Origin of the sequence: Phyllobacterium sp. CCNWLW183 (genome assembly GCF_037203775.1) — a bacterium.
Classification (GTDB): Bacteria; Pseudomonadota; Alphaproteobacteria; order Rhizobiales; family Rhizobiaceae; genus Phyllobacterium; species Phyllobacterium ifriqiyense.
Genome location: NZ_JBBCBN010000001.1, coordinates 662238 through 674711, shown reverse-complemented (window position 1 = coordinate 674711; position 12474 = coordinate 662238). Strand labels below are relative to the sequence as shown.

At 51.3% G+C, this 12474-nt stretch carries 12 protein-coding genes and 1 riboswitch; of the genes, 6 read left to right on the top strand and 6 right to left on the bottom strand.

Features of this window, described 5'->3' with window-relative positions; translation table 11 throughout:
• Nucleotides 1-25 precede the first annotated feature (25 nt).
• From V9K95_RS03170 to V9K95_RS03155, 4 genes are all read right to left on the bottom strand, one after another.
• Nucleotides 26-1606 carry a trimethylamine methyltransferase family protein gene (locus tag V9K95_RS03170; protein WP_336439842.1) on the bottom strand — a complete coding sequence of 527 codons (1581 nt, stop codon included), beginning with the start codon at nt 1604-1606 and terminating at the stop codon, nt 26-28.
• A gap of 159 nt (nt 1607-1765) precedes the next feature.
• Nucleotides 1766-2821 carry a quaternary amine ABC transporter ATP-binding protein gene (locus tag V9K95_RS03165; RefSeq protein ID WP_370878870.1) on the bottom strand — a complete coding sequence of 352 codons (1056 nt, stop codon included), beginning with the start codon at nt 2819-2821 and terminating at the stop codon, nt 1766-1768.
• Between the two features lie 7 nt (nt 2822-2828).
• Nucleotides 2829-3716: an ABC transporter permease gene (locus V9K95_RS03160; RefSeq protein ID WP_115052665.1), complete on the bottom strand. Its 888-nt coding sequence runs from the start codon at nt 3714-3716 to the stop codon at nt 2829-2831.
• Nucleotides 3717-3840: 124 nt separating this feature from the next.
• Nucleotides 3841-4845 (bottom strand): ABC transporter substrate-binding protein, encoded by a 1005-nt coding sequence (locus tag V9K95_RS03155; protein WP_115052666.1) that lies wholly within the window; start codon nt 4843-4845, stop codon nt 3841-3843.
• Nucleotides 4846-5418: 573 nt separating this feature from the next.
• On the opposite strand from V9K95_RS03155, the gene V9K95_RS03150 reads away from it, so the two are divergent.
• Nucleotides 5419-5556, top strand: a complete 138-nt coding sequence (locus V9K95_RS03150; protein WP_163025467.1) for a hypothetical protein — start codon at nt 5419-5421, stop codon at nt 5554-5556.
• A 311-nt stretch (nt 5557-5867) separates the two neighbouring features.
• Here the strand turns inward: V9K95_RS03150 and mmsB are convergent, their stop codons facing one another.
• Complete coding sequence (gene mmsB / locus V9K95_RS03145; RefSeq protein ID WP_115052669.1) at nt 5868-6758, bottom strand: 3-hydroxyisobutyrate dehydrogenase; 891 nt, start codon at nt 6756-6758, stop codon at nt 5868-5870.
• Between the two features lie 27 nt (nt 6759-6785).
• Nucleotides 6786-7952 (bottom strand): isobutyryl-CoA dehydrogenase, encoded by a 1167-nt coding sequence (locus V9K95_RS03140; protein WP_115052670.1) that lies wholly within the window; start codon nt 7950-7952, stop codon nt 6786-6788.
• A gap of 108 nt (nt 7953-8060) precedes the next feature.
• Here V9K95_RS03140 and V9K95_RS03135 point away from each other — a divergent pair, with 108 nt between their 5' ends.
• From V9K95_RS03135 to cobW, 5 genes are all read left to right on the top strand, one after another.
• A complete protein-coding gene (locus V9K95_RS03135) occupies nt 8061-9518 on the top strand; it encodes a cobyric acid synthase (protein ID WP_336439843.1) in 1458 nt (485 codons plus the stop codon).
• 60 nt (nt 9519-9578) lie between these two features.
• Nucleotides 9579-9811, top strand: a riboswitch (cobalamin riboswitch).
• 49 nt (nt 9812-9860) lie between these two features.
• Nucleotides 9861-10040 (top strand): CbtB domain-containing protein, encoded by a 180-nt coding sequence (locus tag V9K95_RS03130; RefSeq protein WP_115052672.1) that lies wholly within the window; start codon nt 9861-9863, stop codon nt 10038-10040.
• Between the two features lie 125 nt (nt 10041-10165).
• Entirely contained in the window at nt 10166-10891 is a 726-nt protein-coding gene (locus V9K95_RS03125) for a CbtA family protein (protein WP_336439844.1), read from the top strand.
• Entirely contained in the window at nt 10891-11415 is a 525-nt protein-coding gene (gene cobU, locus V9K95_RS03120) for a bifunctional adenosylcobinamide kinase/adenosylcobinamide-phosphate guanylyltransferase (protein WP_336439845.1), read from the top strand. The genes V9K95_RS03125 and cobU overlap by 1 nt, the downstream gene beginning before the upstream one ends.
• Nucleotides 11416-11419: 4 nt before the next feature.
• Nucleotides 11420-12472, top strand: a complete 1053-nt coding sequence (gene cobW / locus V9K95_RS03115) for a cobalamin biosynthesis protein CobW (protein WP_115052675.1) — start codon at nt 11420-11422, stop codon at nt 12470-12472.
• The last annotated feature ends 2 nt before the right edge of the window (nt 12473-12474 follow it).

Here is a 12474-nt window from a genome sequence, read left to right as displayed (position 1 = left end):
GATGTTGAGAAACTGAGTCAGCCAATTAGAAGTCGGTTGGAGCGCCGCCTTCAGACTTTCGTTTGGCTACGAAAGCATCGATTTCTTCTTCGATAGCCGGGTTGATCGCAGGTTTGACATAGGTTGCGAGCCGCTCTTTCCAGACCCGGTTTGCGCGCTCGATCGCTGTGGGGGATCCAGCTTCCTGCCAACTCTCGTAATTGCGCCAATCAGAGATGATTGGAGCATAGAAGGCTGTTTTGTAGCGCGATTGCGTGTGCGCCGTGCCAAAGAAATGTCCACCGGGTCCAACGTCGCGCATAGCTTCGACGCCAAGCGCATCTTCAGACAGATCAAGCGGGGTCAGAAATTCCGCCACCATTTGCAAGAGGTCGAAATCCAGGATCATTTTTTCGTAGGAGCAGCACAACCCGCCCTCGAGCCAGCCTGCTGAATGCAGCATGAAATTCGCGCCGCCTTGAATGGCTCCCCAAAGCGAAAAAACCGACTCATAGGCTGCCTGTGCATCGACCGTATTGGCCGCGCAAACATTGGAGGTGCGATAAGGAATGCCGTAGCGGCGGGCCAGTTGGCCGCCGACCATCTGCGCTTTCATGTATTCAGGTGTACCGAAGGCAGGAGCTCCGGATTTCATATCGACATTGGAGGTAAATCCTCCATAGCCGACAGGAGCGCCCTTCTTGACCATTTGAGTGAAAGAAATTCCCGCTAATGCTTCTGCATTTTGCTGCACCAATGCGCCGGCAATGGTAACCGGAGCCATTGCTCCGGCAAGTGTGAACGGTGTTACAATAACGATCTGACCGTTACCAGACATCTGGATAATGCCTTCCATCATCGGGATATCCAGTTTAAGCGGGGAGTTGGTATTGATAATCGTGTAGCAGGAGGCTTCCTCCTGTAATTGTTCACGGCTGATGCCACGAGCGATCCGTGCAATCTCTATTCCGTCTTCATTGCGTTCCTTACCGAGCGAATAAATATGGAATGGTTTATCTGTGAGCGTCGCAAGATCGCGGATGCATTCCAGGTGTCGCACAGACGGATGGATATCAATGGGTTCGACCGGATAACCACCCGTCGCATTGATGATATTATGCATCTGCGCCAGTTTGAGGAAATTGCGGAAATCCGCTTGATTGCCCGAGCGCCTGCCATTGTCTGTATCAGAACAATTTGGTGCTGAACCCATTTGTGCAAAAATAAGGTTATTGCCGCCAAAACGGACATTATGCGCCGGATTGCGCGCGTGAAGTGTGAATTCGGATGGCGCCTGTCCCACATATTCAAGGATCATATCCTTGTCGAAATGGACGCGTGCAGTGCCGGGGCGCACGTCAGCACCGGCCTTCTTCATGATTTCCCGGGCACCATCATGCAGAACGTCAACGCCAATCTCTTGCAAGACTCTCAGCGAAGCATTGTGTATCGATTCCAGCTCATCATCGGAGACCACTTTGGTCGGTGTCAGAGGAATTTTAAGCTGACGAGGGGGGGGCTGGTCGAAAGCGCCGCTTTCAATGCTGCGTGGGCGGGATCGGCCTCCGCGCCTACCATGATCTCGCGATGAACCAGTGTTTTCGATTTCAATCGCAGGTTCGCTCATAATGCATGCCCTCTATGACACCCTTGAAGGGCGATAGGATCACTATCGCCAGAGGTGAAAAAAGGATGCGTGGCGTGAGCGACTCCTTGGGCAAAGTAAACGACATTCGATGCTGATAAGGAGCGCTGTGCTTAACAGAGCGATCCTTTTGTAAGCCTATTATTCGGCAGCAGCGGCGGTCAGATGACTGATCGGTGTAACCATTGCCTGAATAAGACTATTCATGCTCAGAACGCCCAACGACTTACCATTTTCGTCAACCACGGTAGCGTATTGTTGGTTTGCGTCGGTCATGGTTTTAGCGGCTTCTTCCAGGGTAGTCCCGCTGGCGACCGAGACATGGCCCGCATCTGCGGGACCGCCGGTAGTTGTCGCTATGGTGTCTACCATGATCACGCGTCCTCGATTAACTTCTTTGACGAAGCTGGAGATATATTCATCGGCAGGCTGAAGAACGATGTCCTGTCCTGTCCCTTGCTGAATAACCTCCCCATCTCTCAAAATGGCAATACGGTCACCCAGGCGAAGCGCTTCATCAAGATCATGCGTGATGAAAACGATGGTCTTCTTGATTTCCTTTTGGAGATCCAGAAGGACAGACTGCATGTCCATGCGGATCAGCGGATCAAGTGCTGAAAATGCTTCGTCCATAAGCAGGATTGGCGCATCGTTTGTCAGCGCACGTGCAAGCCCAACACGTTGCTGCATACCACCGGAAAGTTGGTTCGGGTAGTTGTCCTCAAAGCCTTTGAGGCCGACCCGTTCAATCCAACGGCGCGCCTGTTCTTCCTGCTTATCGCGGGAAATGCCTTGGATTTCCAAGCCGTAGACGGTGTTGTCAAGAACTGTGCGGTGGGGCAACAGTGCGAACTTCTGGAAAACCATCGCAGTCTTGTGCCGGCGAAATTGGCGCAAATCGCTTTCGTTCATCTGGCAGACGTCCGTACCATCGATGATAACTTCACCGGCAGTTGGATCAATCAGGCGGTTGATGTGGCGAATGAGAGTGGATTTGCCAGAACCGGATAGACCCATAACGACCTGAATTCCTCCCGCGGGCATATCGATATTGATATCGCGGAGGCCAAGCACGTGATGATGCTTCTCGTTGAGCTCTGTTTTGGTCATGCCGTTTTTTACGGCCTCGACATATGCAGATCCGCGCGAGCCAAAAATCTTGTAAAGATTCTTGATCTTGATACCCGCGCCTTGAATTGTTTGATCAGCCATGGACGACCTCCTGATGTTTTTGAAGACGCTTGCCATAGGCCTGACTAACGCGGTCGAAGATGATGGCAATGCCGACAATGGCAAGGCCGTTGAAAAGACCAAGGGAGAAGAACTGTCCATTGACAGAACGCAGCACCGGTTGCCCAAGTCCCTGCACGCCAATCATTGAAGCAATGACCACCATGGCGAGCGCCATCATGATCGTTTGATTAATGCCAGCCATGATGGTTGGAAGGGCGAGGGGGATCTGTACGTTTTTCAGGCGCTGCCAGCTCGATGAACCGAATGCATCGGCAGCTTCCAACACGTCCTTATCCACAAGCCGGATACCCAGATTAGTCAGGCGGATCATTGGCGGAATGGCGTAAATCACCACCGCGATAAGTCCGGGAACTTTGCCAATACCGAGCAGCATGACCACCGGTATCAGGTATACGAAGCTCGGCATTGTCTGCATTACGTCAAGTATTGGATTAACGATTCTCTGGAAACTGTCGGATCGCGCCATGATAATGCCGATAGGGATGCCAACGACGATGGATACGACTGTTCCAACAAAGATCATTGCGATGGTTTTCATCGCATCGCTCCACATATCGAAATAGCCGATCAGAAGCAGTGTAAGGATTGTTCCGGCCACGATCTTCCAGTTGCGGCTGGCAAGCCAGGCTATGCCTGCAATGAGCAGTACCATGATGGGCCAAGGCGTGCCTGTCATGAAACGTTCTGCTTGAATCAGAAAGTACTGCAGGGGCTCAAAGAATGATTCAATGATGTCGCCATATTCGCGCGTAAAAGCCTTAAAGCCCTCATCCATCGTTTTTTTCAAATTACGCAGCGTCTCATCATTCATGTTCGGGAATGAGTAGAACCAATCCATGCGTTGGTACCCCTTCTAAAGTCAAAAAAAGCCTGGCTTTTTCATACGACCTTGCTGGCTGAATGCTGAGGCATCCAACCTGATTAAGATTGCTTGCGGCGGAGCTTGCTCCGCCGCAATTCAACTATTTAACTGCAGCCTTGATTTTCTCGGCAGCTTCAGGGGAAACCCACTTCGTCCAGGTTGCCTCGTTGTTCTGCAGGTAATATTTAGCACCGTCTTCGCCAGTGGCCTGATTGTCGACCATCCACGCGAGAAGCTTGTTTGTTTCTTCGGTCGAAATCTGACGCTTTTTCAGGTACTCAAAGGCTGGTCCAGCACGTTCAGAGAATTTTTTGGTGACGATCGTGTAAATGTCAGCAATCGGCCAACCATTTGGTTTTGGATCCGGGCAATCTGCGATGGAATTGCAGCGGTTCCATTCCTTTTCATCCCATGGAACGCCATTGTCCAACTTTACCATCGGATATTTGCCGAGAATGGCTGTCGGACCCCAGTAGTAGCCAAGCCAAGGCTCTTTGCGTTCGTAAGCTTTCGCTATCGAGCCATCAAGACCGGCTGCTGAGCCTGTGTCGACAAGTGTGAAACCATTCTTGTCGCCCTCATAAGCCTTATAAAAGTTAGCGGTCGTGATCTGGCATGCCCAGCCTGATGGGCAATTATAGACGGCTCCCTTTTTAGGGTCTTCAGGCGAGGGGAACAATTCCGGATGCTTCATCGCGTCGGCGATGGTCTTGATATCCGGATGAGCATCAGCAAAATATTTGGGTACCCACCAGCTTTCAGTGCCGCCTTCAGTGATGGCTGGCGCTGCATAGACCAGCTTGTTCTCTTTGACAGCTTTTTCAAGCGGCTCGCGAACAGCATTCAACCAGCCTTCCGGTGCGATATCAGGCTGCCCTTTTTCGATCATGGAGGTAAAGGTCGGCACAGTGTCGCCTGCAACAAGCTCTGCATCGCAGCCATAGCCTTCGGTCAAGATTATCTTGTCGAGGTTGGCCAAGGCTTCGGCTGACTGCCAGTTCATGTTTGCGATTGTAACCGTACCGCAATCTTCGGCTGCTGAAGCTGATCCGGCATAACCGAATAATCCAGCTGCCAATATAGTTGAAGCAAGTAGCTTCTTCATGTTCTTAGTCTCCCACTCTTTTTTGACAGTTCACCCGAATGCGAATTTACCCGGTACTGCCATTACCAGTCATTCGCTTATGTGCCATTTGGCATCGTTATCCCGACAGAATGCAATGCTTTGATTGAATAAATGCGGTGTATCGCGACAAGGCCTATCGATAAAACGACGCCGGAAAAATGAATGAGGTGCCAAAACAACAATGCTCATAATGGCATCGTAACAAACCAATAGATGAAAGATCAACGCTTTCAGTGATTTTCTTTCAAAAGTTGATGTCGGTACGTGCCGATATCATCCCGTTACGGTTTTTTAGCTGCAACGACATGGCGCGCTAAATGCAGACACTATGGGCAGTTCTCGACTTTCCTGTTAGCGCCATGCGCCGTCCGGAGGTTTTTCTGTTGAAAACGCCCGCAGGGAAGCGCAGTTAACGCGAACTTTCATGGGTGCCATGCATTTTTGACGTGGCTACTAACGTAAATGCGACAAGGTATGACGAATTACCGTGATCAAACTTTAAGCAATAAGCGCATTTGGAGTGCAACAACAGTTTCTCTTCGAGGTGCAGAAATGCTTTACATTTTCAATCGGAATAACGGCGTCCACATAGCGTGGAATGCAACTGAAAAGCGCGATACACCGCGCACCAATGCCAAGAGCGGCGTTGTGTCAGCTCTGTCATTCATCTGGACACGTTCGGCAGGCTAATTGTCATTGGCTTGCATGAAGCCGTTGCCTCGCCAGGTGACGGCTTTTTGTCATTCGAATAAGACTTTGGTGCGAATAACAAAAAACCGCTCTGCTCATTACAAAGCAGCGCGGTTTTTGCCAAAATAGATGTGGTATCTGTCGATTGATAAATTCGGCAGGAGATCCAACCCCGGTACGCAATACCTGATCCGGAGCGGTGAGCAGGGTCTTGATCTACTCACCCCTAAAGTTTTAACCGGACATCCTTACCGCGAGGTTATCGAGAACTTAATTAAACCTAAATTTTGCGAATTTCCGCATATGTGAGGTCAATCTTTGCGCTGAGTTGTGCGAAGATGATTGATGATGGCTGAAAAGTCCGAGCCTTCATTTCCCGCGGCACCAAATTCCGCATAGATGGCTTCAGCATGCGAGCCAAGTGGTGTCGCAGCGCCTACACTTTTCGCAGCGTCCTGTGCAAGCTTCAAATCCTTTAGCATCAGCGCAGCGGCAAATCCCGGTTTGTAATCATTATTGGCGGGGGATGTGGCAACCGGCCCTGGAACGGGACAGTAGGTCGTTAGCGACCAGCATTGACCGGAGGAGGTGGAGGCGACATCGAAAAGCGCCTGATGGGAAAGTCCCAGCTTTTCCGCCAATGTGAAAGCCTCGCTAACGCCGATCATGGAAATGCCGAGGATCATGTTGTTACAGATTTTTGCCGCTTGACCGTTCCCGGCATCACCGCAATGGACAATTTTTGCGCCCATGTGTTTCAAGACTGACTCGGCTTTGGAAAATGCTTCGGCACTACCTCCAACCATAAAAGTCAAAGTGCCAGCCGCCGCGCCGCCGATACCGCCGGAAACAGGCGCGTCAACGGAAAGCAGCCCATTCTTGTGGGCGATCTCATGTGCTTTGCGCGCAGAATCGACGTCAATCGTCGATGAATCGATAAACAGCGCATTCTGTTTTGCTGCTTTTGTCACGGATTCGTAGACTGAGAGAACGTGTTTCCCGGCTGGCAGCATGGTGATGACCACATCTGCATCAGCAACAGCGAACTCTGCGCTTGAGGCTACTGTCACGCCGTTGGCCGTGGCAACAGCCAAATTGTCTGGCAAAAGATCAAAACCGAGAACTGTATGTCCAGCTTTGACCAGATTGGCGGCCATGGGGTTGCCCATATGTCCTAGGCCGATAAAGGCGATTATTGTCATCGCAGCACTCTCCCTGAATATCTTGTTTTAGTTTTTGATCATATGCCGCGCGATGATCACCCGCATAATCTCATTGGTGCCTTCCAATATCTGATGGACGCGCAGGTCACGAACGATTTTTTCAACGCCGTAATCATGCAAATAGCCGTAGCCACCATGGATTTGAAGCGCGTCATTGGCGATATCAAAGCCTTTATCGGTTACAAAACGCTTTGCCATGGCTGACCACTTGGACGCGTCATGGGCCTTCGCATCGAGTTTTGAGGCAGCTGTGTAGAGCAGCATTCGCGCGGCTGAAAGATCCGTCTCCATGTCAGCAAGCTTGAACTGCAATGCCTGAAATTGATTGATGGCCTTACCGAATGCTTTGCGCTCGGAAGCATAAGCAACCGCTTTGTCGAGTGCCGATTGAGCTCCACCCAAGGAGCATGCCGCGATATTCAGACGGCCACCATCAAGCCCTCCCATGGCAATTTTAAATCCATCACCTTCAGCACCCAGCCGATTTGCTACAGGAACCCGGCAATTATCGAATAAAACTGTGCGGGTGGACTGGGCATTCCAACCCATCTTGAATTCATTTGCGCCAAATGACAGGCCCGGAGCATCCTTGGGAATGATCAGTGCGGAAATGCCCTTTGGTCCGGATTCGCCGGTGCGCACCATGGTGACATAAATATCGCTATCGCCTGCACCGGATATGAATTGTTTAGCACCATTTAAAACGTAATGATCACCATCCAGAACAGCTGTAGTTTTCAACGCCGCCGCATCGGAACCGGAGTTCGGTTCCGTCAGGCAATAGCTGCCCAGCCACTCCATAGACGTCAATTTGGGCACAAATTCTTGTCGTTGAGCTTGTGTTCCGAACAGGTCGATCATCCATGTCGACATATTGTGAATTGATATAAATGCTGAGAAGGCAGGGCAGGCCATTGAAAGAGCTTCAAATATCAGCACGGCGTCAAGCCGTTTCAAACCCGATCCGCCAACATCCTCGCGCACATAAATGCCACCCATGCCCAGCGGACCTGTCTCGCGAATGACATCGGCGGGAAAATGCTTGTCGCGGTCCCAAGCGAGTGCCTTCGGTGCTACCCGATCAGCCGCAAAAGCGCGTGCCATATCCTGAATTGCCAGTTGATCATCATTGAGTTCAAATTGACCGGCCGCCGCATCAACGACTGCGTCCATTATAGTTCCTCCCGAATATTGCTGCCGCTCACTCTATCGGATGCGCGTAAGCGCGCAACGGCTTGCATGGGACTAGGAAGAGAAAGACATATCCGCTACTCAAAGCCCATGACACACGCAATCATGTTGCAAGGAACTGGCTCTGACGTTGGCAAATCCGTTTTGGTGGCGGGATTGTGCCGTCTGGCGCGCAATCGCGGTTTGAGGGTTTTTCCATTCAAGCCGCAAAACATGTCGAACAATGCTGCTGTTAGCGATGATGGTGGTGAGATTGGCCGGGCGCAATGGTTGCAAGCGCTGGCTTGTGGCGTGCCCTCGTCCGTTCACATGAATCCGGTATTGCTGAAGCCTCAGTCAGAAACGGGCAGCCAAATCATTGTCCAGGGTAAAGTTTGGGGACAGGCGAAGGGCAGGGATTATCAGCAATACAAGGCGGGATTGCTGAATGCGGTTATGGAGTCGTGGGATATCGTTCGTGCCGATGCGGACATAGTCATCGTTGAAGGAGCTGGATCGCCCGCAGAAATCAATCTGCGATCAGGGGACATCGCCAATATGGGCTTTGCCGTCAAAGCCAATGTGCCTGTGGTTCTGGTTGGCGATATTGATCGAGGCGGGGTGATAGCGTCGATTGTCGGCACGCACGCAATTCTTTCTCCTGAAGATCGGGATATGATTTCCGGTTATCTGATCAACAAGTTTCGCGGCGACATTTCGCTTTTCGATGACGGTTTGAAATCTATCACACAATTTACGGGCTGGCCGTCCTTCGGGGTTGTCCCTTGGTTGAAAGATGCCTCCCGTCTTCCGGCGGAAGACTCGGTTGTATTGGAACGGCTGGTCAAAGGTGATGGGCGGGCGTTGAAAATTGCCGTTCCAGTGCTTGATCGCATTGCCAATTTTGATGATTTCGATCCGCTGATAGCTGAACCGCAAGTCGAGGTCGTCATGATCAAAAGTGGCGAGCGAATCCCTGCAGATGCAGGTTTGGTCATTATTCCGGGCTCCAAATCCACCATTGGTGACCTTCAACGGTTCCGTGAAAATGGCTGGGACCGCGATCTTGATCTGCACAGGCGCAGAGGTGGTCATATTATCGGCATTTGTGGCGGCTTCCAGATGCTGGGTAAAACAGTATCTGACCCCCAAGGGATTGAAGGAAATATCAGGGAAATTAGAGGTCTTGGTTATCTCGATATTGATACAGTTATGGAGCCGGAGAAGACCGTGCGCAATGTCCAAGCCCATTCATTGCAGTTTGACATACCGTTGAAGGGCTATGAGATTCACCTTGGTCGAACGACTGGCCCCGATTGCATCCGGCCAGCCGTGAATATTGATGGCATAGCGGATGGTGCAATATCCGCTGACGGCAAAGTATTCGGTACCTATATGCACGGGCTTTTCAACGCGGACGCATTCCGGGCAGCACTTTTAAAGTCCATGGGAATATCTGCTGGCGTTCTCGATTATCACGCTGGTGTAGATGCGGCGCTCGACTCCATTGCAGCGCAATTGGAGTCAGTTCTGGATATCGAGGCATTGTTTGCGCTTAAACGTGTCTGACGGCGTAGGCAGCGATCAAGGTGTCGCAGATTCGTTTGACTTTTAGAGCGCTTGGTGAATAACGTTCAGCAGATGATTGGTTCCCGCATTGGCCAAAGGCCAGGGATCAAAAGGGAATGCGACGGTCGTACCCATTAGGGCGACCCCACCGCAGCCGACCCCGCGACTGTAGAGCGGTTAGGGTATATGCCATGCTGAACGCGAAAGCGGACGGCAGTCACTGGGAAACCGGGAAGGCGGCATTTATCTTGCGACCCGCGAGCCAGGAGACCTGCCAATCACAGGGTAATAGTGCCCAAAACCGAGGGGGATTTTCCCTTCTGGCCCTGCACGGAGGTTGTTATGGCTACTGTTCGTACTTCTAATACGATTTCTCTCCCACTCGCATCGCGTCTGACGACGGCTGTTGTGTCATTGCTTCTCGGCGTGTTCATTATTTATGGCGTCGGTCTTTCACATTCTGAAACGCTGCATGACACAGCACACGACACCCGCCATTCATATGGATTTCCTTGCCATTGAGTCTTTGAAAGCTGAAATGCTGATTCAGCTATCGACCCTTAAGCATTGAAATAATGATGGTTTGTTTGGTCCGGGGCCTTTGCAGGTGCCCGGCGTCTCGCTTTTGGAATTGGGGAGTCGACTCCATGTTGGTCAAATATTTGCTGGCTACAATCATAGCCGGTCTGTTTGCCGGAATAATTCTAACACCGGCCATGTATGTAAAAAATGTACCGCTCATATTGCATGCGGAAGAGTATGAAAGTGCGGGTGGCGGAGGTCATTCCCATGATACGCCTGCCTCTGCGAGCGAATCTGCACCTGCGGCGGTTACTCCGCACGAACATGCGGAAGAGGCGGGTCCCGAACTGCCATTTGGACGTCTCGGTAATACGTTGTTGATCAATCTGGTGGCTGGAGCAGGCTTTGCGTTGATCACTGGTGCTGCGGCGCTTTTCCTCGGTCGTCGCATTACCCTTCAGAACGGAATCTATTGGGGGCTTGCAGGATTTTTCATCTTCAATTTTGCACCGGCGTTCAGCCTTGCCCCTGAATTGCCTGCTATGCCTGCAGCCGATCTGGCCATGCGGCAGACCTGGTGGCTGATAACTGTCATTCTGACGGCGGGCGGCGTCTATCTGATCGTACTGCGTGAGCAGATTTGGGCTAAGCTTCTTGGTGTTGTATTGATTGTCGCTCCCCATATTTATGGCGCACCGGAAGCAGAAGATCTGACATCAGCGGTGCCTCCGACACTTGCCTCAGAGTTCGCCGTCTCAGCACTGGCAACCAATCTCTTCTTCTGGGTTGTACTTGGTACTGCACTGGGCTGGGCAATTCAGAATTATGCTTCATCGGAGCTTGAGCAGTAATGCAACCGCTGGAACGCGAAATTACCCTTATTCTTGGAGGCGCGCGTTCCGGCAAATCGTCCTTTGCCGAAGGTCTGATCGAATCATCCGGGTGGGATGCTATTTATCTTGCCACCGGCAGAGCGTGGGATGATGAAATGTCCGAGCGAATTGGGCATCATAGAGCGCGGCGCGGATCCCGATGGATTACAGTTGAAGAACCAATTGATCTGGCCGGAAAACTGGAAAGTCTTGCTGGTGTCGAAAAGGCAATCCTGGTCGATTGCCTTACACTGTGGCTGACCAATTTAATGATGGCCGAACGTGATATCGACGCCGAAATAACACGTCTGACAAACACACTGAGCCATCTCGCCGGTGCCATTGTTCTGGTTTCCAATGAGGTTGGTCTTGGAATAGTACCGGAAAACCGCATGGCACGTGAGTTTCGTGATCACGCAGGCCGATTGCATCAAGCCGTGGCTGCCGCTGCGGCAAAAGTCTATTTCGTGGCAGCAGGGCTGCCGCTCAAAATGAAGGGATAACAAAATGCAGGGTCACAAGATTCCGGCAACGGTCATCACTGGCTTTCTCGGTTCGGGCAAGACTACAATGATCCGAAATCTGCTCGAAAATGCCAATGGCAAGCGCATCGCGCTGATCATCAACGAATTTGGTGATCTTGGCGTTGACGGGAATTTGCTCAAAGGCTGCGGTATCGAAGCGTGCCGCGACGAAGATATGATCGAACTTAACAATGGCTGCATTTGCTGCACCGTGGCCGATGATTTCATTCCCACCATGACCAAGCTTCTGGATCGACCTGATCGCTTTGATCACATTGTCATTGAAACGTCCGGTCTTGCTCTTCCACAGCCGCTGGTTGCCGCTTTTAACTGGCCGGAAATCAAGACACAGGTAACCGTTGATGGCGTTGTTACCGTTATTGATGCTGCCGCCGTGTCGGAAGGCCGTTTTGCAGATGATCACGATAAGGTTGATGCTCAGCGCGAGCAGGACGAGTCACTTGATCACGACAGCCCGCTGGAAGAGCTGTTCGAGGATCAAATTCGCGCCGCCGATCTTATTGTTCTGAATAAGACCGATCTTATTGACGAAGCTCAACTTGCCGGGGTCAAGAGTGACGTGCAGAGCCGCTCATCGCGTTCACTTAACATGGTTTCGGCTAGCTTTGGCAAGCTTAGCAATCAACTCCTACTTGGACTTGGTATTGGCACCGAAGAGGATATTGCGAACCGCAAGTCCCATCACGAGATGGAACATGAGGCAGGCGAAGAGCACGATCACGATGAATTTGAAAGCTTTGTCGTTGGGCTTGGGCCGGTTGCAGAGCCCAAATCATTTGTTGAGAAGTTGAAGCATGTGATCGTCGATCATGATGTCCTGCGGCTCAAAGGTTTCGTTGATGTACCCGGCAAGCCTATGCGCCTGGTCATTCAAGCCGTCGGATCACGCATCGAGCATTATTTTGATCGTAGCTGGAATCCGGGCGAAGAACGCCAGACAAGGCTCGTTGTTATTGGCCTGCACGATATTGATTCAGCAGCCATTACATCAGCTGTTAATGCTGCTGCAGCTTGATC

Excerpts from the sequence above, each read along its gene's own strand:
- V9K95_RS03170 (WP_336439842.1), bottom strand. The coding sequence starts at position 1,606 with ATGAGCGAACCTGCGATTGAAATCGAAAACACTGGTTCATCGCGAGAT.
- V9K95_RS03160 (WP_115052665.1), bottom strand. The coding sequence starts at position 3,716 with ATGGATTGGTTCTACTCATTCCCGAACATGAATGATGAGACGCTGCGT.
- V9K95_RS03155 (WP_115052666.1), bottom strand. The coding sequence starts at position 4,845 with ATGAAGAAGCTACTTGCTTCAACTATATTGGCAGCTGGATTATTCGGT.
- V9K95_RS03150 (WP_163025467.1), top strand. The coding sequence starts at position 5,419 with ATGCTTTACATTTTCAATCGGAATAACGGCGTCCACATAGCGTGGAAT.
- mmsB (WP_115052669.1), bottom strand. The coding sequence starts at position 6,758 with ATGACAATAATCGCCTTTATCGGCCTAGGACATATGGGCAACCCCATG.
- V9K95_RS03140 (WP_115052670.1), bottom strand. The coding sequence starts at position 7,952 with ATGGACGCAGTCGTTGATGCGGCGGCCGGTCAATTTGAACTCAATGAT.
- V9K95_RS03135 (WP_336439843.1), top strand. The coding sequence starts at position 8,061 with ATGACACACGCAATCATGTTGCAAGGAACTGGCTCTGACGTTGGCAAA.
- V9K95_RS03130 (WP_115052672.1), top strand. The coding sequence starts at position 9,861 with ATGGCTACTGTTCGTACTTCTAATACGATTTCTCTCCCACTCGCATCG.
- V9K95_RS03125 (WP_336439844.1), top strand. The coding sequence starts at position 10,166 with ATGTTGGTCAAATATTTGCTGGCTACAATCATAGCCGGTCTGTTTGCC.
- cobU (WP_336439845.1), top strand. The coding sequence starts at position 10,891 with ATGCAACCGCTGGAACGCGAAATTACCCTTATTCTTGGAGGCGCGCGT.
- cobW (WP_115052675.1), top strand. The coding sequence starts at position 11,420 with ATGCAGGGTCACAAGATTCCGGCAACGGTCATCACTGGCTTTCTCGGT.